Below are 19482 nucleotides of genomic sequence, written 5' to 3'. Positions count from 1 at the left end.
CGTGATCCCGGTCGGCCTGTCCACGGCGGCGGTCTGGCCGCAGCCCGCCGCGGCCGCGTTCGAGTTCGCCAAAGAGCTCGGCTACGACGGCGTCGAGGTGATGGTCTGGGCCGATCCGGTCAGCCAGGACGTCAGCGCCCTGCGCAGGCTCTCGGACCTGCACGGGGTGCCGATCCTCGCGGTGCACGCGCCCTGCCTGCTGATCACCCAGCGGATCTGGTCGCCCGATCCGGAGGTGCGGCTGCGCCGCGCGGTCGCGGCCGCCGCGGCACTGGACGCGCCGACGACCGTGGTGCACCCGCCGTTCCGGTGGCAGCGCAAGTACGCGGAGACCTTCCCGCAGCTGGTCGCCGAGCTGGAGCGGGTGACCGAGGTGGCGGTCGCGGTGGAGAACATGTTCCCGCTGCGCCCGCTCGGCCGGAAGCGCCAGCTGCGGCTGTCCGGCTACCGGCCGTCCTACGACCCCACCGACGTCGGCTACGCGAACTACACCCTCGACCTGTCGCACACCGCGGCCGCGCACGTCGACGCGCTCGAACTGGCCAAGCGGATGGGGTCCGGGCTCCGGCACATCCATCTCGCTGATGGCACCGGCGCGCCGACCGACGAGCACCTCGTGCCCGGACGCGGTAACCAGCCCTGCGCCCAGCTGTGCGAGGAGCTGGCGCGTAACGGTTTCGACGGTCAGGTGGTGCTGGAGGTCAGCACCCGTAAGGCCGCCAGCCGCGAGCAGCGGGCTAGTGCGCTTGCCGAGGCGTTGTTGTTCGCCAGGCTGCATCTCGGGCAGAACCCGCGCCTCGGCCCGGCTTGATCGACTTCTTCGTTGTGGAGAACTGTTCGCCACTAACGTTTTGATCTTGTCGCTGACGTACAGTTCCGCCCGTGAATCCGTTGCGCTCGTTGATCCTCGCGGCCGCGGGGAACGACGCCGTCCGGCGACTGGTGTCGACGGCCCCGGTGAGCCGCGGCGTCGTGGACCGGTTCGTCGCGGGGGAGAGCACCGCCGACGCCGTCGAGGTGACCGCGGCGCTCGCGCGGGACGGGCTGGCGGTGACGCTGGACTACCTCGGTGAGCACACCACCGACCGCGAGCTGGCCGACCGCACCGTGCGGGCGTACCTGGAGGTGCTGGACAGCCTGCACGAGGCGGGCCTGGCGGGCGCTGCCGAGGTGAGCGTGAAGCTCTCCGCGGTGGGCCAGGCCTTCGACGAGGGGCTCGCGCTGGCCAACGCCTCGCGGATCTGCGCGGCGGCCGAGCAGTGCGGCACCACGGTGACGCTGGACATGGAGGACCACACCACCACCGACTCCACCCTGGCCGTGCTCGCGGAACTGCGCCGGAGCTGGCCCTCGGTGGGTGCGGTCCTGCAGGCGTACCTGCGCCGCACGCTCGGCGACTGCCGGGACCTCGCCGGATCGCGGGTGCGGCTCTGCAAGGGCGCTTACGCCGAACCGGACTCGGTGGCCTTCACCGATCCGCACGAGGTGGACCTGAACTACGTGCGCTGCGCGAACGTCCTGCTCGAGGGCGAGGGCTATCCGATGTTCGCCACGCACGACCCCCGGCTCGTGTCGATCATCGGCGAGCGGGCGAAGTGGTACGACCGCAAACCCGGGAGCTACGAGCACCAGATGCTCTACGGAGTGCGCCCGGACGAACAACGGCGCTTGGCCGAGACAGGCGAGACGATGCGGGTTTATGTGCCCTACGGCGGGCAGTGGTACGGCTATCTGATGCGGCGGTTGGCCGAGCGCCCCGCCAACACCACCTTCTTCCTGCGCTCTCTGGTCGGTACCTCATGAGACTGCGCACTGACCCGGTGCGGGTCACCCCCTTCAGCATCGCGACGACCGTGCGCCCGATGGGAGACGGCAGCTTCACCGGCGAGCTGGCCGCGGACTGGACGATCGGCGGCAAGCCGCACGGCGGTTACCTCCTGGCACTGATGACCAGGACGGCGCTGTCCGCGGTCGATCCCGGCGGCGCCAACGGGCTCGACCCGCTCAGCGTGAGCGCTGACTTCCTGCACACCCCCGAGCTCGGCCCGGTCCTGGTGCGCACCAGCGTGGCCAAGGCGGGGCGCACGGTCACCGTCGTCCAGGCGGAGCTGCTGCAGCGCGGCCGGACCTGCGTGCACGCGATGATCACCGTGGGGCGGCTGCCCGACGCGGTTCCCGCGTGGTCGGACCTGCCCGACCTGCCCGCCGATCCTCCGGCGCGGGCGATCGACGTCGGCGCGACCGACGCGGCCAAGAGCTTCCGGATGGCCAAGGCGTGCCAGGTCATGCTGGACCCCGAGGGCGCGGGCTTCCTCTCCGGCCACACCGGCGACCCGCTGCGCCTGCGCCTGTGGGTGCGCCCGAGGGACAGCCAGCCCGACCCGCTGTTCGCCCTGGTGGCCGGGGACATCTCGATGCCGGTGACCTTCAACCTGGGCAGGCTCAGCTGGTCGCCGACGGTGCAGCTGACCGCGCTGCTGCGAGCTCGCCCCAGCGCCGGCTGGCTGCGCCTGCAGGTCGACTCGCGCGCCGTGCTCGGCCAGTGGTTCGACGAGGACGCCACGGTGATCGACTCCTCCGGCAAGCTCGTCTGCCAGGCCCGCCAACTCGCTCTGACCAGCGCGGGGTGACCCCCTAGGCTTTTCGGTCATGACGACGATCGCGGTACTGGGTGCGGGGAAGATTGGTGAGGCGTTGCTGTCGGGGCTGCTCGCCTCCGGGCACCCGTGCGCCGAGCTGATGTTCACCGAGCGCCACCCGGAGCGCTCCGCCGAGCTGACCCGCCGCTACGGCGTGCGCGCGGTCGAGGTCGCCGAGGCGGCCAAGCTGGCCGACGCGCTCGTGGTCGCGGTCAAGCCGCAGGACATCGAGCCGCTGCTGGACGAGCTCGCCGGGACGTTGGCCGCGGGCAAGCTCGTGGTCTCGCTGTGCGCGGGCCTGCCGACCTCGCTCTTCGAGGGCCGCCTTCCCGAGGGCACCCCGGTGGTCCGGGTCATGCCGAACACCCCGATGGTCGTCGGCGAGGCGATGAGCGCGATCTCCGCGGGGCGGCACGCCACCAAGGAGCACATGGCCCTGGCCGAGGGCATGCTCGGCGCGGTCGGCAAGGTGGTCCGGGTGCCCGAGGCCCAGCAGGACGCGGTCACCGCGCTCTCCGGCTCCGGCCCGGCGTACTTCTTCTTCCTGGTCGAGGCCATGATCGACGCGGGCATCCTGCTCGGCCTGCCCAGGGCGGTGGCCGCCGATCTGATCATCCAGTCGGCCATCGGCTCGGCCAAGATGCTGCGCGACTCCGGCGAGCACCCCGTCGCCCTGCGCGAGGCCGTGACCTCGCCCGCGGGCACGACGATCATGGCCGTCCGGGAGCTGGAGAAGCACGGCGTGCGCGCGGCGCTGCTCGCGGCGATCGAGGCCGCGCGGGACCGGTCGGTCGAGCTCGGCCGGGCGCACGAGGGAGGTTCCCGGTAGTCGCTTCAGCCACTCCGGCCCGGTTACCCTCACAGGGAACGCGTGCGTGTTGAGTTCCGCCGGAGGGGAAGCCGGCGGCGCGCCACGTGGCGATGAAGGACGCGGTGACACATGCCGACTGGCAGGGAGAAGAAGCACGACAGGCTCGCTCAGGTCCAGTTTCTGACGGTCGCCGAGGTGGCCGACATCATGCGGGTCTCCAAGATGACCGTGTACCGCCTGGTCCACTCGGGTGAGCTGCCCGCGGTGCGGGTGGGGCGTTCCTTCCGGGTCCCGGAGAACGAGGTGCACGCCTACTTGGAGAACGCGTACTACTCGGCTGGATAGCTGACGAGAGGGGCTTCGGCCCGCCCAGGTACTCTGGCAAGCCGCTGCGTGCCCGAGGCCGCCGGCAGGTGTGCGTGGGCGTGCGAGAAGCTCGAAATACGCAAACGTCAACAGCGAAGGAACCCGCATGGGCTCGGTCATCAAGAAGCGTCGCAAGCGCATGTCGAAGAAGAAGCACCGCAAGCTGCTTCGCAAGACCCGCCACGCGCGTCGCAAGCAGGGCAAGTAAGACCGCGCCCCTGCGGTTGTAAGCCTCGACGCCCGCGCCTGGGACTTCCGGCGCGGGCGTTCGTGCGCGCGCGTGCCCCGGCGGTGAGCCGGAGCACAAAGTGATCGGAAACGCACTCGTCCAGTACGGTGATGCGCCCGGGATCCGGCTAACGATCCGGCCAACTCCTGCGAAGCTTCCGGCGGGTAACATCCCACCCTTCCCGCCAGTGCCCAGGGAGTCGCATGGCGCCCAACGTCGTTCTCGTCACCGGGGTCAGCCGGTTCCTCGGCGGTCACCTCGCCGCCCGCCTCGCCGCGAACCCGGACATCGAACGCGTGCTCGGGGTGGACACCGTGCCCCCGCCGCGCGACCTGCTGCGCCGGATGGGCCGGGCCGAGTTCGTCCGCGCCGACATCCGCAACCCGCTGATCGCCAAGGTCATCGCCACCGCCAAGGTGGACACCGTCGTGCACGCCTCGCTCTCGGCCAACCCCGGGGCGACCGGCCGCACGGCGATGAAGGAAATGAACGTCATCGGGACGATGCAGCTGCTGGCCGCGTGCCAGAAGTCCGACCTGGTGCGCAAGTTCGTGGTCAAGTCGACCACCGCCGTCTACGGTTCGAGCCCGCGCGACCCCGCGGTGTTCACCGAGTCAATGGGCCCCAAGGACCTTCCCTCCTCCGGCTACGCCAAGGACGCCGTCGAGGTCGAGGGCTACGTGCGCGGCTTCGGCAGGCGCCGTCCCGACGTCACCATCTCCACGCTGCGGTTCGCCAACTTCATCGGCCCGCGCATCGACACGGTGCTGACCCGCTACTTCGCCCTGCCGGTGGTGCCGACGGTGCTCGGCTACGACGCCCGGGTGCAGCTGTTGCACTCCGAGGACGCCCTCGCGATCCTGGAACGCGCGACGCTGCACGACCTGCCAGGGGTGTTCAACGCGGGAGCGGACGGCTTGTTGCTGCTCTCCCAGGCCATCCGCCGCGCGGGCCGGGTGCCGCTGCCGGTGCCCAGCTTCGCGGTCCAGCCCTTCGCGCAGGTGGTGCGCGGTGCCAGGCTGGTGGACTTCTCGCCGGAGCAGATGCGGTTCCTGAACTTCGGCAGGGTGGTGGACACGGCGAAGCTGCGCGAGCAGTTCGGCTTCACCCCGAGGTGGACCACCCAGCAGGCGTTCGACGACTACGTGCGCGGCCGCGGCCTGCGGCCGGTGATCGACCCGGAACTCGTCAACGATGCCGAGCGGGGCATCCGTGGAGTACTGGCCCGGCTGGGCCGATGAGGGAGTGAGGAGGTGAAGTCGATGGCAGAAGCACGAGTGATCCCGATCCGCTCGGTGGCGCGCAAGCAACAACAGCAGCAGCCAGCGGGATCCGCGCCGGTGCGGCCGATCCCGGCGATGGACGAGGTGCCGCCCCAGGACGAGAAGCCGGACGAGCAGGAACAGGTGCGCGAGGAGTCCGCGTGGGAGCGCGGGCTGACCGACGCCCTCGCCTTCGTCCGCAAGCGGCTCACCGGTGACTACGAGGTCGACGAGTTCGGCTTCGACCGCGAGCTGACCGACAACGTGCTGTTCCCGCCGTTGCGGCCGCTGTACGAGAAGTGGTTCCGGGTGGAGACGATCGGCCTGCACAACGTGCCCGCCGAGGGCGGCGCGCTGCTGGTGGCCAACCACTCCGGCACGTTGATGCCGATGGACGCCGTGATGACGGGCCTCGCGGTCCGCGACCACCACCCGGCCGAGCGGCACCTGCGGATGCTGGCCGCCGACCTGGTCTTCAAGTTCCCCGTGCTCGGCGCGCTCGCCCGCAAGGCAGGCCACACGCTGGCGTGCGGCGCGGACGCGGAGCGCCTGCTGCGCAACGGCGAACTGGTCGGCGTCTGGCCGGAGGGCTTCAAGGGCATCGGCAAGCCGTTCCGCGACCGGTACAAGCTCCAGCGCTTCGGCAGGGGCGGGTTCGTCTCGGCGGCGCTGCGCACCGGGGTGCCGATCATCCCGTGCTCGATCGTGGGCGCCGAGGAGATCTACCCGATGATCGGCGACGTGAAGGCGCTGGCCCGGCTGTTCGGCCTGCCGTACTTCCCGGTGACGCCGTTCTTCCCGCACCTCGGGCCGCTCGGCCTGGTCCCGCTGCCCTCGAAGTGGTACATCGAGTTCGGCGAGCCGATCACCACCGACCAGTACGAGGCCGGTGCCGCCGACGACCCGATGCTGGTGTTCAACCTGACCGACCAGGTGCGGGAGACCATCCAGCAGACGCTCTACCGGCTGCTCACCCAGCGCCGCAACGTCTTCCTCGGCTGACCGCCCGGTTGAACACCGCCGTTCTCCCGACGGGAACCCGATAACGCGGTTAGCATCGCGCGGTGAACCAACCCATGCCGCCGATGCCAGCACCTCCGCCGATCCTCGTCAGCACCATGAACGACGTCCCCGGGTACCAGGTCGTCCGGGTGCTCGGTGAGGTGTTCGGCTCGACCGTGCGCAGCCGCAACGCCTTCTCCGACATCGGCGCCAGCTTCAAGGGCATGTTCGGTGGCGAGCAGGCCGGTTACACCAAACTGCTCGACGACTCGCGGTTCGAGGCGATCGGGCGGCTGAAGCAGAACGCCGCGAGCATGGGTGCCAACGCCGTGCTCGCGATGCGGTTCGAGAGCGGCGACATCATGCCCGGCAGCACCGAGATCGCGGCCTACGGCACGGCCGTGTTCATCGCACCGCTGAACCAGCAGCCCCAGCCCGGACCCGGTGGCCCCGGCCCGGGCCCCAGGTAGGAAGCGTCAGGAGCGGCCGCGGCGGCGGTAGGCCATGCCCGCCGCCAAGGCCCCGGCCACGGCGCCCGCGCCCAGGACCGAGGGGACGCCGATGCGGGCGGCCTTGCGGCCGGTGCGGAAGTCGCGGATCTCCCAGCCGCGCGCCCGCGCCACGTCGCGCAGGCCTTGGTCCGGGTTGACCGCGACCGCCGTGCCCACCACCGAGAGCATCGGCACGTCGTTGACCGAGTCCGAGTAGGCGGTGCAGCGGCGGAGGTTCAGGCCCTCCCGGGCGGCGAGCGCGCGGACCGCGTGCGCCTTGCCCGGCCCGTGCAGCAGGTCGCCGACCAGCCTGCCGGTGTAGACGCCGTCGACGCTCTCCGCGACCGTGCCGAGCGCCCCGGTCAGGCCGAGCCTGCGGGCGATGATCCGGGCCAGCTCCACCGGCGTCGCGGTGACCAGCCAGACCCGCTGGCCCGCGTCCAGGTGCATCTGCGCCAGCGCCCTGGTCCCGGACCAGATGCGGTCCGCCATCAGCTCGTCGTAGATCTCCTCGCCGAGGGTGACCAGCTCCTCCACCGAGCGGCCCGCGACGAAGGACAGCGCCTGCTCGCGGCTGCTGCGGATGCCCTCGGCGTCCTCCTTGCCGCCGATCCGGAACTTCAGCTGCTGCCAGGCGAATCCGGCCAGGTCGGAGGTGGTGAAGTACTTCCGCGCGGCGAGCCCCCTGGCGAAGTGGAAGATCGACGCGCCCATCATCATCGTGTTGTCCACGTCGAAGAAGGCCGCCGCGGTCAGGTCCGGCGGCACTGCGAGGGACGCTTCCAGCTCCGCCGCCGCAGCCTCGGCGGACGCCTCGCCCGCCGCGATCGCCCGGGACTCCCGGTCCGAGCTGCCAACACCCCTGCGCCAAAGTGGCACCTCAGCGCCTCCGGTCCTAGTTCGTCGGGCCTGCCGATGACCCGCTCCAGGGTAGCGATCGCCCAGCGCAGGGGATGCGGGGATCGGCCCGGTCAGCAGGTGTCGATGCGCACGGTCTCCACGGGCGGGGCGGCGCTCAGCTCGGCGAGCAGCCGCGCCCTCATCCGGTCCCGGGTGTCCTGGTCAGGGGTAGCGCGCGGGGCGGCGCGGCGCAGCAGCGCCACGACCTCGGCCTCGCGTTCGGTACCCACCGTCACATCCACCGCCGCCCGTCCCTCCCAGACTGGACAAACGAGGGGATACCGGATCGGTTACGCCGCGATCAAGCGACGTCAGCGCAGGCCCTTGGGCAGCAGCTCGGCGAGCTTGCGCACCGCCCGGTGCTGCAGCGCCTTGACCGCGCCCTCGTTGCGGCCCATCGCCTCGGCCGTCTCGGCGACCGACAGGCCGTGCATGAACCGCAGCACGATGCATTCGCGCTGGTCGGAGTTGAGTTGTTCGACGCAGCGCAGCACCTCGGCGTTGGTGGCGTCGCGGACGACGGACTGCTCCGGGCCGGCGTGCTCCTCGCGCGTCTCGCCCAGCTCCGCGGTCGGCACCTCGAAGCGGTACCTGCTCGACTTCACGTGGTCGAGGACGAGGTTGCGGGCGATGGTGATGAACCAGGCGCCCACGTCGCGCCCCTGGTAGCTGACCGAGCCGATGCGGCGCAGGGCGCGCAGGAACGTCTCGCTGGTCATGTCCTCGGCGAGCGCGCGGTCGCCGAGCCGGAACAGCACGTAGCGGTAGACCACGTCGACGTAGCGGTCGTAGAGCTCGCCGAATGCCTCGACGTCACCGCCCTGCGCCGCGTCGACGAGCTGCCACACGTCGGTCATGGCAGCCTCACTCGGCACTGGGCGCAGTCGTGCTCTCGTCGTCGTGGTTCTCACTGTCGGAGCCGGCCCTGAGCAGGGCCGGCCCATTGGCTGGGACATCCGCCGCTCCCTTGCTCCGCTGCGTGAGGACGGCCACGCCGCCCGGGGCGGTTCGCCGAAGCATACGTCTTACTACTCGCTAGTAGGTAGTGGTCGCTGCCACCCTGGGGGTGACGCACGCCGGGCGGATGCGTGACGTAGCACACCCATGACAGACTTCCCGTCCCGGGTAATCCGCCTTCGGGTCATCCGGAATCGCCCAGTAGGAGGTCGCGCATGTCCGCCGTCGTCAACGTCGCCGATCTGGTGCGCGCGGCCGCCCAGCGGGGCGCGGCCCACCCCGCGCTGGTCGACGCCGCCGACGGACGCACGCTGACCTGGGGGGAGCTCGACTCCGCGGTGAGCGCCGAGGCAGCGCGGCTGAGGGCGGACGGCGCCCGGCCCGGAGACCGCATCGCCGTGAAGCTGCCGACCGGGCTGCCGTTCTGCGTCGCCGTGCTCGGCGCGTTGCGCGCGGGCTGCGCGGTCGTGCCCATCGGTCCCGGTGTCTCGCAGCGGGAACTGGAGCGCGTGCTCGCCGACAGCGGCGCGCGCACGGTGATCGACTCCGAGGACGTGCCCGCGCTGGACACCTCGTTCACGCCGGGCGATTCGGTCCGGGGCGGCGAGGACCTGGCCGTGCTCGCCTACACCTCCGGCACCTCCGGCTCGCCGCGCGGCGTGATGCTGTCCCACCGCGCGCTGCTGGCCAACACCGAGCAGTGCTCCGCCCTGCGTCCTTCGCCGGTGACTGCGGCGGACCGCGTGCTGCTGGCGCTGCCGCTGTTCCACGTCTACGGCCTCGGGCCCGGCCTGTTCCAGGTCTGCGCGAGCGGGGGCACCGGTGTGCTGCTCGCCCGCTTCGACGCCGAGGCCGCGCTCGACGCGATCGAGAACCACCGCGTGACCACGCTCGTCGGCGTCCCGCCGATGTACACCGTGCTGCTGCGCCAGCCCGCCGAGGTGCTGCGCGAGCGGCTGGCCACGGTCCGGGTGTTCACCTCCGGTGCCGCGCCGCTGGACTTCGAGGTGCTGCGGAGGATGCGCGAGATCACCGGACTCGACATCTACGAGGGCTACGGCCTGACCGAGACCGGCCCCGTGCTGACCACCACCCTGGGCACCGGCCGGATCAAGCCGGGTTCGGTCGGGCGTCCGCTGCCCGGCGTCGAGGTCCGGCTGGTCGACTCCGACGGCGAGGCGCTGCCGGACGGCTTCGAGATGGGCGAGGACGCCGAGAGCACCGGCCTGGTGGCCGCGCGCGGGGCGAACCTGCTCACCGGCTACTGGCCGGACGGCGCCGACGGCCCCGACGCCGACGGGTGGTTCCGCACCGGCGACGTCGGCTACTTCGACTCCGACGGCGACCTGCACCTGGTGGACCGCGCGGGTGACCTGATCATCGTGAACGGCTTCAACGTCTACCCGCACGAGGTCGAGTCCGTGCTCGCCGAGCTGCCCGGCGTGCGCGAGTCCGCCGCCGTCGGCGTCCCCGACGAGAACACCGGCGAGGCCGTCAAGATCGTGGTCATCCGCGCCGACGGCAGCGATCTGAGCGAGGAGAAGGTCCTCGCCCACTGCGCCGAGCGGCTGGCCAAGTTCAAGGTGCCGACCAGGGTCGAGTTCGTCGACGCGCTCCCGCACACCGCCACCGGCAAGCTCGCCCGCCGCAAGCTCCGCGACGCCTGATCACCTCGCCCGCGTCTCTCTCCGACGCCACCGCACCGAATGACTCATTGCGTTCAAGTACCTCAATGACTCATTCGGTGCGTTGGGGGACCTCGTTCAGGGCGCGGGGGTGAGGATGCGCGGGTTCACGAATAGTTGGACTTCCTAGTATCGGTGGCCCCACAATCGGACGGTCAGAGTTCTGAGTACCGCGTGGAGGACCGCCGCGATGAGCGCGCCCGTGATCGAACGCCAGCTGCCGACCGAGGAAGCCGTCGAGCTGCTCGCACTCACCCGTGAGCTGGCCCAGCGCGAACTCGCGCCGAGGGCGGCGGAGGCCGAGGCGACGGGGGAGTTCCCGCGCGAGGTCTTCCGCACGCTGGGCCGGTCGGGGCTGCTCGGGCTGCCGTACCCGGAGCGCTACGACGGGGCGGAGCAGCCGTACGAGGTCTACCTCCAGGTGGTCGAGGAGCTGTCCCGCGCGTGGCTGGCGGTGGGCCTCGGGGTCAGCGTGCACACCCTGTCCTGCCACGCGCTGGCGAACTTCGGCACCGACGAGCAGCGCGAGCGGTGGCTGCCGTCGATGCTGGGCGGGGAGAAGCTGGGCGCCTACTGCCTTTCCGAACCGCACGCCGGATCGGACGCGGCGGCCCTGCGCACGAGCGCGAAGGCGGACCAGCACGGGGTCTACACCGTGCACGGCACCAAGGCGTGGATCACGCACGCGGGCGCCGCCGACTTCTACACGGTGCTGGCGCGCACCGGTGACGACGGTCCGAAGGGGATCACGGCGTTCCTGGTGGACGCGGACACCCCCGGGATCTCGGTGGCGCGGCCGGAACGCAAGATGGGGATGAAGTCCTCACTCACCGCGCAGGTGGTCTTCGAGGGCGCGGAGCTGCCCGCGGACCGGCGCATCGGCACGGAGGGGCAGGGGCTGAAGATCGCGCTGGAGGCACTGGACGCGGGGCGGCTGGGCATCTCCGCGTGCGCCGTGGGTGTCGCGCAGGCGGCGCTGGACGTGGCGGTCGGCTACGCCAGGGAGCGGACCGCGTTCGGCAGGGCGATCGGGGAGTTCCAGGGCGTCTCGTTCATGCTCGCCGACGCGGCCGCGGGTATCGAGGCGGCGCGGCAGCTCTACCTGGCCGCGGCCCGCCGCAAGGACGCCGGGCTGCCGTACTCCACCCAGGCCGCGATGGCCAAGCTGATCTCCACCGACATGTGCATGAGGGTGACCACGGACATGGTCCAGGTGCTCGGCGGCGCCGGGTACGTCGAGGACTACCCGGTGGAGCGCTACATGCGCGAGGCCAAGGTGCTGCAGATCGTCGAGGGCACCAACCAGATCCAGCGGATGGTGATCGGGCGCTCGCTCCTCAAGGGATGATGGGCGGCATGTCCCACGAAGTGACGCTGATGAGCCGGGCCGGCTGCCACCCGTGCGAGATCGCCAAGGGGGAGCTGGCCCGGATCTGCGGTGAGCTGGGCGTGCCGTGGTCCGAGGTGGACGTGGACAGCGACCGGGAGCTGCGCGCCGAGTACGGCGACCGGGTCCCGGTGATCCTGGTCGACGGCCGGGAGCACGGGTACTGGAGGGTGGAGGAGGCGCGCCTGCGGGCTGCGCTAGCCTGAGCCGGAGCGGAAAACCACGTTTCGGCCCCGGAAATACCTGTTCGGGTGATGGTCAGCCGACGCCGCTCCGAATGCCCTCCGCCGCCGCGAGTGGTCCGCGACCTGCGTTTGACCGGGTATTGTGCGGCTGGTTACGTCGGTCGGCCACGACTTTGTGCCTGCGTTCACAAGCGGCTACCGTGTGGACGTCGCCGTTGCGGCTGGAGAGCGGAAGACCCCACCTTCGCGGACGTCAGCTGCCGGGCGACCCATTTTCGAAAAGCAGGCGAGGGAGAGCAGCGTGGCGGCGCAGCGGGACCAGGGGCACAACGGGGACCAGCCGCCCGCCGCCGTTCCCGACGTCTCCGCCCGCGATGTGCCCGCCGCCCGCGAGCGCGCCAGGGCCATCCCCGAGGCCGCCGTCGCCCGCCTCGCCGTCTACCTGCGCGTTCTCTCCGGCATGGCGGAGGACGGGGTCGGCACCATCTCCAGCGAGGAGCTGGCCGCCGCGGCCGGGGTGAACTCGGCGAAGCTGCGCAAGGACCTCTCCTACGTCGGCTCCTACGGCACCCGCGGCGTCGGCTACGACGTCGACGTGCTGATCAGTGAGATCGAGCGCATTCTCGGCCTGACCCGCAAGCACAGCGTCGCGGTGGTCGGTATCGGAAACCTCGGCCACGCGCTGGCGAACTACGGCGGATTCCCGAGCAGGGGCTTCCCGGTCGCCGCGCTTTTCGACGTCGATTCCGACCTGATCGGCGTTCCCGTCGGCGGTATTCCGGTCGAGCACATCGACGACATCGAGGCGATCTGCCGCGATCGCGAGGTCACCATCGGCGTGATCGCGACGCCGCCCGCGGTGGCTCAGGATGTTTGTGATCGTTTGGTCTCCGGCGGCGTGCAATGCATCCTGAACTTCGCACCCGTGGTTCTCGGGGTCCCCGACCACGTCGAGGTGCGCAAGGTGGACCTGGCGGTGGAGATGCAGATCCTCTCCTTCCACGTCGCCCGCCGCGCCGACGAGGCGCAGGCCGAGGTGACCGTGGACGGCACCCGGCCCGGCGTCGACGAGGCGGTGGTCGGCCGATGACCCTGCTCGCCGTCGGGCTCTCGCACCGCACCGCGCCCGTTCGCGTCCTGGAGCGCGCCGCGGTGTCCGGGGACGAGGCCGGGAAGCTGCTCGACGAGCTGCTGCGCTGCCCGAACGTCTCCGAGGCCGTGCTGCTCGCCACCTGCAACCGCGTCGAGGTCTACGCCGTCGTCGAGGCCTTCCACGGCGGCCTCGCCGACGTCTCCGGCGTGCTCGCGCGCCAGGCGGGCACCGATGTCGGTCAGCTGTCGGCGCACCTGTACGTGCACTACGCCGCCCGCGCCGTCGAGCACCTGTTCCGGGTCGCCTCCGGGCTGGACTCGATGGTGGTCGGCGAGGCCCAGATCCTCGGCCAGCTGCGCTCCGCCTACGGCGAGGCCGACCGCGCCGGGACCGTGGGCAAGGTGCTGCACGAGCTGGTCCAGCAGGCACTGCGGGTCGGCAAGCGGGTGCACAGCGAGACCGGCATCGACCACGCGGGCGCCTCGCTGGTCACCGAGGCCCTCGCCGACGCCGCCGCCGTGCTGGGCACGCTGTCCGGTCGCCGCGCGCTGATCGTCGGCTCCGGGGCGATGGGCGGCCTCGCCGCCGCGCACCTGCGCCGGGCGGGCGTCGCCGAGATCGTCGTGGCCAACCGCACCCCGGCCAACGGGCAGCGGCTGGCCGACAACATCGCCGCCGAGGGCGTGCCCGCGCGCGCCACCGGCCTCACCGAGCTGGATGTCGAGCTGGCGACGGCGGACGTGGTGTTCGCCTGCACCGGCGCCACCGAGGTGGTCATCGACGCGGGCATGCTGGCGGGCGCCAGCCGCGACATCGTGCTCTGCGACCTCGGCCTGCCCCGCGACATCGACCCGGCCGCCGCCGAGGTGCCCGGTGTGCGCGTGGTGGACCTGGAGAGCCTGCAGGTCCGGCTCAGCGACGCGGAGGCGGGCGCGGACACCCGGCTCGCCACCGAACTCGTCGCGGAGGAGGTGCGCGCCTACCTGGCCGCGCAGCGCTCCGCGGCGGTGACCCCGACCGTGACCGCGCTGCGCAGGCGGGCCGCCGAGGTGGTCGACGCCGAGCTGCTGCGGCTGTCCTCGCGGCTGCCGGAACTGGCGCCCGAGGTGCGCGACGAGCTGTCGCAGACCGTGCGCCGGGTGGTCGACAAGCTGCTGCACACCCCGACCGTGCGGGTGAAGCAGCTGGCCTCCGCGCCGGGCGGCGCCGACTACGCGGACGCGCTGCGCGAGCTGTTCGCGCTCGACCCGCAGGCGGCCGCCGCGGTCGGCGCCATGGACCCCTTTATCCACAGTGTCCAATTCGGACAGTCCGAACAGGACGGTGATATCCGGTGAAGCCGAGACTGCGGATCGGGACGCGCGGCAGTGCGCTCGCTCTGGCGCAGACCGGCCTGATCGCCGCGGCGCTGGAGCGCGCGGGCGCAGAGATCGAGACGGTCGTCGTGAGCACCCCGGGGGACCGGTCGAGCGCTCCGATCGCCGAGATCGGGATCGGGGTCTTCACCTCGGCCCTGCGCGACGCGCTCGCGGCGAACGAGATCGACGTGGCCGTGCACTCCTACAAGGACCTGCCGACCGCGCCGGACCCCCGGCTCGTGCTGGCCGCGGTTCCTCAGCGCGAGGACCCGCGCGACGCGCTGTGCGCCAGGGACGAGCTGACCCTCGGCGAGCTCCCCCCGGGCTCGACCGTCGGAACGGGATCGCCGCGGCGGGCCGCCCAGCTGGAGGCGCTCGGCCTCGGGCTGACCGTGGTCCCGTTGCGCGGCAACGTGGACACCCGCCTCGGCAAGGTCACCTCCGGTGAGCTGGACGCCGTGGTGCTGGCCAGGGCCGGGCTCGCCCGGCTGGGCAGGCTGGACGCGATCAGCGAGACGCTGGACCCGCTGCAGATGCTGCCCGCACCCGCACAGGGTGCGCTGGCGGTGGAGTGCCGGATCGACGACGTCGACGTGGAACACCTGATCCGGTCCACAGTGGACGACGAGGCCAGTCGCGCCGCGGTTACCGCGGAGCGCGCGATGCTCGCCAGGTTGGAGGCGGGCTGCAGCGCTCCTGTCGGCGCACTGGCCGATGTGGTTGAGGACCTCGACGACGAGGGGCGCACGGTGCTGCGCCTGTCGTTGCGGGGTGTCGCGGCGACTCCGCACGGAGACCTGCTGCGCGCCTCCGCCATCGGAAACACGACAGCTGCTGAGCAGCTCGGCCGCGCGGTGGCCGAGGAACTGCTCGACCTCGGGGCCGCGGTGCTCAGCGGCCCCGGGGAGTGAATGGGAATGGGGATTGCCTGATGACCCGCGCTCGCAAGACCCCAGGACGGGTTGCCTTCGTCGGTTCCGGACCTGGTGATCTCGGTCTGCTGACCGTCCGGGCCCAGGAGCTGCTGACCAGGGCCGAACTCGTGGTCACCGACCCGGACGTGCCGGTGGAGGTCGCCGCCCTGGTGCCGCAGACGGCCGAGGTCCGCCCCGCGGTCGGCGATCCCGCCGACGTGGCCAAGGACCTGGTGACCGAAGCCCGCAACGGCCGCTCGGTGGTCCGCCTGGTCGCCGGTGACCCGCTGACCGCGGACGCCGTGGTCGAGGAGGCCACCGCCGTCGCCAAGTCCACCGTCGCCTTCGACGTGGTGCCCGGGGTGCCCGCGGGGACCGCGGTGCCCGCCTACGCCGGTGTGGCGCTGGGTTCGGCGCACACCGAGGCCGACGTCCGCGGCAGCGTGGACTGGTCCGCATTGGCGGGCGCGCCCGGCACCCTGGTGCTGCACGCCGCGGCCAGCCACCTGGCGGAGACGGCGTCCTCGCTGGTGGAGCAGGGCCTCGCACCGCAGACCCCGGTCTCGGTGACGACCGAGGGCACCTCCTGCGCCCAGAAGACCGTCGACACCGCGCTGGCCTCGCTGGCCAGCGACGCCGCTGAGCTGAACGGCCCGCTGGTGGTGACCGTCGGCGGTGCCGTGGCGAACCGGGCGAAGCTGTCCTGGTGGGAGTCGCGGGCGCTCTACGGCTGGCGCGTGCTGGTGCCCAGGACCAAGGAGCAGGCGGGCGCGATGAGCGAGCGCCTGCGGTCGCACGGCGCCATCCCGGTCGAGGTGCCGACGATCTCGGTGGAGCCGCCGCGCAGCCCCGCGCAGATGGAGCGCGCGGTCAAGGGCCTGGTCGACGGCCGCTACCAGTGGGTCGTGTTCACCTCCACCAACGCGGTGCGCGCGGTGTGGGAGAAGTTCGCCGAGTTCGGCCTGGACGCCCGTGCGTTCTCCGGCGTGAAGATCGCCTGCATCGGCGAGGCCACGGCGGCGAAGGTGCGCTCCTTCGGCATCATCCCCGAGCTGGTGCCCTCCGGTGAGCAGTCCAGCGAGGGCCTGCTCGCCGAGTTCCCGCCGCACGACGACATCCTGGACCCGGTGGACCGCGTGCTGCTGCCGCGGGCGGACATCGCCACCGAGACCCTGGCGGCCGGTATGCGCGAGCGCGGCTGGGAGATCGACGACGTCACCGCCTACCGCACCGTCCGCGCGGCCCCGCCGCCCGCGGAGACCCGCGAGATGATCAAGACCGGTGGCTTCGACGCGGTGTGCTTCACCTCGTCCTCCACCGTCCGCAACCTGGTGGGCATCGCCGGCAAGCCGCACGCCCGCACCCTGGTGGCGTGCATCGGCCCGCAGACGGCCGAGACCGCCAAGGAGTTCGGCCTGCGCGTGGACGTGCAGCCGGAGCTCGCCCAGGTGCCCGCGCTGGTCGACGCGCTCGCCGAGCACGCCAACCGGCTCCGCGCGGAGGGTGCGCTGCCGCCCCCGCGCAAGACCAAGCGCGCCCGCCGCTGACCGGTCCTCCCGTAGTGCCATCGCGGCCCCAGGTGCGTCTTGCGCCTGGGGCCGTTTCGGTTTCCCGAGAAGGGAAGTACTGCCGTGTTCCCCACCCACCGCCCGCGTCGACTGCGCCGCAACCCGGCGATCCGCAGGCTGGTCGCCGAGACCTCCGTCGAGCCCCGTCAGCTCGTGCTGCCGATGTTCGTCAAGGAAGGCGCCCGCGAGCCGGTCGCGATCCGCTCGATGCCCGGCGTCTTCCAGCACACCCGTGACTCGCTGCGCAAGGCGGCCGTCGAGGCCGTCGAGGCGGGCGTGGGCGGTCTGATGCTCTTCGGCGTTCCGCAGAAGCGCGACGCCACCGGCTCCGGCGGGATCGACCCGGACGGAATCCTCAACGTGGCGCTGCGCGACGTCCGGGCCGAGGTCGGCGACGCCACCGTGCTCATGTCCGACTGCTGCCTGGACGAGTTCACCGACCACGGCCACTGCGGCGTGCTGGCCCCGGACGGCTCGGTGGACAACGACGCCACGCTGAGCATCTACGGCGAGATGGCCGTCGCCCAGGCCGAAGCGGGCGCCCACCTCATCGGCCCGAGCGGGATGATGGACGGCCAGGTCGGCATCATCCGCGAGGCGCTGGACCGCGCGGGCCTGCTGGACACCGGCATCCTGGCCTACTCGGCCAAGTACTCCTCGGCGTTCTACGGCCCGTTCCGCGAGGCGGTGGAGTCGCAGCTCAAGGGCGACCGCAAGACCTACCAGCAGGACGGGGCCAACGTCCGGGAGGCGCTGCGCGAGGTGCAGCTCGACCTGGCCGAGGGCGCCGACCTGGTGATGGTGAAGCCCGCGCTGGCCTACCTCGACGTGATCCGCGCGATCTCCGAGATCTCCGACGTTCCCGTTGCGGCGTACCAGATCTCCGGCGAGTACGCGATGATCGAGGCGGCCGCGGCCAACGGCTGGATCGACCGCAGGCCGGCCGTGCTGGAGACGCTGACCTCGATCCGGCGCGCGGGCGCGGACGTCATCCTGACCTACTGGGCAGTGGAAGCGGCGCAGTGGCTGAACCAGGGGTGACCCCCGCCCCGGCCCCGCAGCCGCTGCACCTGGCCAGGGTGCTCTGGATCGCCAGCACGGTGGTCAGCCTGGCCCGCTCGACGACCAAGCTCGCCGACCGCAACGCGATCATGGACCAGCTGCAGGCGATGCGCCCGGAGCTGACCTTCGACCAGGTCGACGCGGCCGCCTCCGCCTCGGTGTTCTTCGGGCTGGCGATGTCGCTGGGGGTCGTCGCGGTCTACGCGTGGCTGGCCGCGCGGATGCTGGCGGGCTACCCGTGGGCGCGCATGCTGCTGGTCGCCTTCGGCGCGATCAGCGTGTTCCTCGGAGTGCTGGGCCTCACCGGGATCGCGGGTGGTGCCGCGGCGACGGCCGGGCTGAAGGTGACGACGCTGGACGTGATCTTCGGGCTGGCGGTCCTCGGCCTGGACGCCACCGCGCTCGCGCTGATGTTCCAGCGGGAGTCGCGGGCGTACTTCGCGCGGATGGCCCCCTTGCGCATGCCGCGGCGGCCGTCGCTCTGAGTTACCCGGTCGGGCGATTTCGGTAACGGTCCGCGGCTCGGAGCGGATGTCGGGAGTGTGACCAGCGCACCCGACCCGCTGCCGCGGGCCCCGGAGATCGACGAGAGCCTGCCCGCGCCGGTGCGCCCGCGCGAGGTGCTGATCTCGTTCTGGGCGTGGGTCGCGGTCGCCGCGCTGGAGGTCGTGCTGATCCCGCTGGTGCTCGCCGATCGCAGGTTGCTGACCGACGAGGCCCTGGACGAGGAGCGGGCCGGTGCGGTGCTGCGCGGGGACACCCTGCCGCTGGATTCGGGCATGGTCCGCTTCGGCGCCGGGATCGTCATCGGCGTGGTGTGCGTGGTGGTGCTCGCGCTGGCCGCCGCCTACGTGTGGTTCGCGCTGAGGATGCTGGCCGGGCGCGGGTGGGCGCGCGCGGTGCTGATCGGCCTCACCGTGATCTCCGCGGTGTCGTCGTTCTGGGCGGACACCGACTGGTACGGCATGAGCATGGTCGGGCTGTCCGTCTTCGCGACGCTGCTGATGGTCATGCCCACCGCGAACACCTATTTCAGCCAGTGCCGATCCCGTGGACACGCCTGATCTCCGCGTTTACCGTGCTCGCGTGACCGTGCCCCGGCAGCGCCCGAAAACCGTGGAGGCCGCGTTCTGGCTCAGCGTGGTCAGTGCGGTCATCGTGTTCGTGACGCTGGGCGTCGTCCTCTCCGCGCTGCACGTGGTCAACTCGCTGATCGACGCCAGCCATGAATCGGTTGCCGCGGGCGGGTGGAGCGAGGTCATCGGCAACGCGCTGGGCGGTTCGGTTCTGCTGTCCGTCGTTGTTTCCGTGCTCGGCGGTGTCCTGGTGCTGACGGTCGTGAGCCTGATGCGGATGGGGCGGAACTGGGCTCGCGTCGTGGTCACGGTGCTGAACGTCGCCGGTCTCGGGTGGTTGGTCACGAGCGGGCGCGGCTTCGACCTCGGTTCGCCGAGTGCCTTCGGGCTGATGACGATCGGCGTCAGCGTCGCGAGCCTCGTGCTGCTGTACGTGCCCGCGTCCAACCGTTACTTCGCATCTCGCCGAATCTGAGCCGTTACTTGTTTCGTGAATT

At 71.7% G+C, this 19482-nt stretch carries 23 protein-coding genes; 20 read left to right on the top strand and 3 right to left on the bottom strand.

Annotation, left to right across the window (positions count from 1 at the left end):
- The first annotated feature begins 1 nt into the window (after position 1).
- The 9 genes from BLT28_RS25990 (at position 2) to BLT28_RS25950 (ending at position 6779) form a co-directional block, all read left to right on the top strand.
- Complete coding sequence (locus tag BLT28_RS25990) at positions 2-811, top strand: sugar phosphate isomerase/epimerase family protein (protein ID WP_030427268.1); 810 nt, start codon at positions 2-4, stop codon at positions 809-811.
- A 71-nt stretch (positions 812-882) separates the two neighbouring features.
- Positions 883-1803, top strand: a complete 921-nt coding sequence (locus BLT28_RS25985) for a proline dehydrogenase family protein (protein ID WP_030427269.1) — start codon at positions 883-885, stop codon at positions 1801-1803.
- Positions 1800-2630, top strand: coding sequence for a thioesterase family protein (locus tag BLT28_RS25980; RefSeq protein WP_052406876.1), 831 nt, complete (start codon positions 1800-1802; stop codon positions 2628-2630). Before BLT28_RS25985 ends, BLT28_RS25980 begins: the two co-directional genes overlap by 4 nt.
- A 19-nt stretch (positions 2631-2649) precedes the next feature.
- Positions 2650-3468 (top strand): pyrroline-5-carboxylate reductase, encoded by an 819-nt coding sequence (gene proC / locus BLT28_RS25975; protein WP_030427271.1) that lies wholly within the window; start codon positions 2650-2652, stop codon positions 3466-3468.
- 111 nt (positions 3469-3579) lie between these two features.
- On the top strand, positions 3580-3795 hold the full coding sequence (locus BLT28_RS25970) for a helix-turn-helix domain-containing protein (protein ID WP_030427272.1): 216 nt from the start codon (positions 3580-3582) through the stop codon (positions 3793-3795).
- Between the two features lie 127 nt (positions 3796-3922).
- Positions 3923-4024: a 30S ribosomal protein bS22 gene (locus tag BLT28_RS25965; RefSeq protein ID WP_076993459.1), complete on the top strand. Its 102-nt coding sequence runs from the start codon at positions 3923-3925 to the stop codon at positions 4022-4024.
- 224 nt (positions 4025-4248) lie between these two features.
- Entirely contained in the window at positions 4249-5286 is a 1038-nt protein-coding gene (locus tag BLT28_RS25960; RefSeq protein ID WP_030427273.1) for an NAD-dependent epimerase/dehydratase family protein, read from the top strand.
- 21 nt (positions 5287-5307) lie between these two features.
- Positions 5308-6309 carry a lysophospholipid acyltransferase family protein gene (locus BLT28_RS25955; protein ID WP_030427274.1) on the top strand — a complete coding sequence of 334 codons (1002 nt, stop codon included), beginning with the start codon at positions 5308-5310 and terminating at the stop codon, positions 6307-6309.
- 62 nt (positions 6310-6371) lie between these two features.
- A complete protein-coding gene (locus BLT28_RS25950) occupies positions 6372-6779 on the top strand; it encodes a YbjQ family protein (protein ID WP_231950427.1) in 408 nt (135 codons plus the stop codon).
- A 6-nt stretch (positions 6780-6785) separates the two neighbouring features.
- Here the strand turns inward: BLT28_RS25950 and BLT28_RS25945 are convergent, their stop codons facing one another.
- From BLT28_RS25945 to BLT28_RS25940, 3 genes are all read right to left on the bottom strand, one after another.
- Entirely contained in the window at positions 6786-7679 is an 894-nt protein-coding gene (locus tag BLT28_RS25945) for an HAD family hydrolase (RefSeq protein WP_030427276.1), read from the bottom strand.
- Between the two features lie 92 nt (positions 7680-7771).
- Complete coding sequence (locus BLT28_RS40450) at positions 7772-7930, bottom strand: hypothetical protein (protein WP_156050511.1); 159 nt, start codon at positions 7928-7930, stop codon at positions 7772-7774.
- A gap of 81 nt (positions 7931-8011) precedes the next feature.
- Positions 8012-8656: a sigma-70 family RNA polymerase sigma factor gene (locus tag BLT28_RS25940; protein WP_081900017.1), complete on the bottom strand. Its 645-nt coding sequence runs from the start codon at positions 8654-8656 to the stop codon at positions 8012-8014.
- A 216-nt stretch (positions 8657-8872) separates the two neighbouring features.
- On the opposite strand from BLT28_RS25940, the gene BLT28_RS25935 reads away from it, so the two are divergent.
- The 11 genes from BLT28_RS25935 (at position 8873) to BLT28_RS25885 (ending at position 19460) form a co-directional block, all read left to right on the top strand.
- Positions 8873-10324 carry an AMP-binding protein gene (locus BLT28_RS25935; protein WP_030427278.1) on the top strand — a complete coding sequence of 484 codons (1452 nt, stop codon included), beginning with the start codon at positions 8873-8875 and terminating at the stop codon, positions 10322-10324.
- Positions 10325-10532: 208 nt separating this feature from the next.
- On the top strand, positions 10533-11690 hold the full coding sequence (locus tag BLT28_RS25930; RefSeq protein ID WP_030427279.1) for an acyl-CoA dehydrogenase family protein: 1158 nt from the start codon (positions 10533-10535) through the stop codon (positions 11688-11690).
- Between the two features lie 8 nt (positions 11691-11698).
- A complete protein-coding gene (locus tag BLT28_RS25925) occupies positions 11699-11935 on the top strand; it encodes a glutaredoxin family protein (protein ID WP_030427280.1) in 237 nt (78 codons plus the stop codon).
- 280 nt (positions 11936-12215) lie between these two features.
- Complete coding sequence (locus BLT28_RS25920) at positions 12216-13004, top strand: redox-sensing transcriptional repressor Rex (protein ID WP_081900018.1); 789 nt, start codon at positions 12216-12218, stop codon at positions 13002-13004.
- Positions 13001-14344, top strand: a complete 1344-nt coding sequence (locus tag BLT28_RS25915) for a glutamyl-tRNA reductase (protein WP_052406878.1) — start codon at positions 13001-13003, stop codon at positions 14342-14344. The genes BLT28_RS25920 and BLT28_RS25915 overlap by 4 nt, the downstream gene beginning before the upstream one ends.
- Positions 14341-15276, top strand: coding sequence for a hydroxymethylbilane synthase (gene hemC, locus BLT28_RS25910; RefSeq protein WP_043810213.1), 936 nt, complete (start codon positions 14341-14343; stop codon positions 15274-15276). Before BLT28_RS25915 ends, hemC begins: the two co-directional genes overlap by 4 nt.
- A 20-nt stretch (positions 15277-15296) precedes the next feature.
- Positions 15297-16826 carry a bifunctional uroporphyrinogen-III C-methyltransferase/uroporphyrinogen-III synthase gene (locus BLT28_RS25905; protein WP_030427284.1) on the top strand — a complete coding sequence of 510 codons (1530 nt, stop codon included), beginning with the start codon at positions 15297-15299 and terminating at the stop codon, positions 16824-16826.
- 84 nt (positions 16827-16910) lie between these two features.
- Positions 16911-17888, top strand: a complete 978-nt coding sequence (hemB, locus tag BLT28_RS25900) for a porphobilinogen synthase (RefSeq protein ID WP_030427285.1) — start codon at positions 16911-16913, stop codon at positions 17886-17888.
- On the top strand, positions 17870-18394 hold the full coding sequence (locus tag BLT28_RS25895) for a hypothetical protein (protein WP_156050513.1): 525 nt from the start codon (positions 17870-17872) through the stop codon (positions 18392-18394). The genes hemB and BLT28_RS25895 overlap by 19 nt, the downstream gene beginning before the upstream one ends.
- Positions 18395-18451: 57 nt before the next feature.
- A complete protein-coding gene (locus tag BLT28_RS25890; RefSeq protein ID WP_030427287.1) occupies positions 18452-18973 on the top strand; it encodes a hypothetical protein in 522 nt (173 codons plus the stop codon).
- A gap of 22 nt (positions 18974-18995) precedes the next feature.
- Positions 18996-19460 (top strand): hypothetical protein, encoded by a 465-nt coding sequence (locus BLT28_RS25885; RefSeq protein ID WP_030427288.1) that lies wholly within the window; start codon positions 18996-18998, stop codon positions 19458-19460.
- Positions 19461-19482: the final 22 nt, after the last annotated feature.

It is taken from the genome of Allokutzneria albata (genome assembly GCF_900103775.1).
In the GTDB taxonomy this organism is placed as follows: domain Bacteria; phylum Actinomycetota; class Actinomycetes; order Mycobacteriales; family Pseudonocardiaceae; genus Allokutzneria; species Allokutzneria albata.
The sequence above is the reverse complement of the archived record's forward strand: the minus strand, read 5'-3'. Positions and strand labels throughout refer to the sequence as shown.

Coding starts and splice junctions, on each gene's coding strand:
- BLT28_RS25980 (WP_052406876.1), top strand. CDS start 1,800: ATGAGACTGCGCACTGACCCGGTGCGGGTCACCCCCTTCAGCATCGCG.
- proC (WP_030427271.1), top strand. CDS start 2,650: ATGACGACGATCGCGGTACTGGGTGCGGGGAAGATTGGTGAGGCGTTG.
- BLT28_RS25970 (WP_030427272.1), top strand. CDS start 3,580: ATGCCGACTGGCAGGGAGAAGAAGCACGACAGGCTCGCTCAGGTCCAG.
- BLT28_RS25965 (WP_076993459.1), top strand. CDS start 3,923: ATGGGCTCGGTCATCAAGAAGCGTCGCAAGCGCATGTCGAAGAAGAAG.
- BLT28_RS25960 (WP_030427273.1), top strand. CDS start 4,249: ATGGCGCCCAACGTCGTTCTCGTCACCGGGGTCAGCCGGTTCCTCGGC.
- BLT28_RS25955 (WP_030427274.1), top strand. CDS start 5,308: ATGGCAGAAGCACGAGTGATCCCGATCCGCTCGGTGGCGCGCAAGCAA.
- BLT28_RS25940 (WP_081900017.1), bottom strand. CDS start 8,656: ATGTCCCAGCCAATGGGCCGGCCCTGCTCAGGGCCGGCTCCGACAGTG.
- BLT28_RS25935 (WP_030427278.1), top strand. CDS start 8,873: ATGTCCGCCGTCGTCAACGTCGCCGATCTGGTGCGCGCGGCCGCCCAG.
- BLT28_RS25930 (WP_030427279.1), top strand. CDS start 10,533: ATGAGCGCGCCCGTGATCGAACGCCAGCTGCCGACCGAGGAAGCCGTC.
- BLT28_RS25925 (WP_030427280.1), top strand. CDS start 11,699: ATGTCCCACGAAGTGACGCTGATGAGCCGGGCCGGCTGCCACCCGTGC.
- BLT28_RS25915 (WP_052406878.1), top strand. CDS start 13,001: ATGACCCTGCTCGCCGTCGGGCTCTCGCACCGCACCGCGCCCGTTCGC.
- BLT28_RS25905 (WP_030427284.1), top strand. CDS start 15,297: ATGACCCGCGCTCGCAAGACCCCAGGACGGGTTGCCTTCGTCGGTTCC.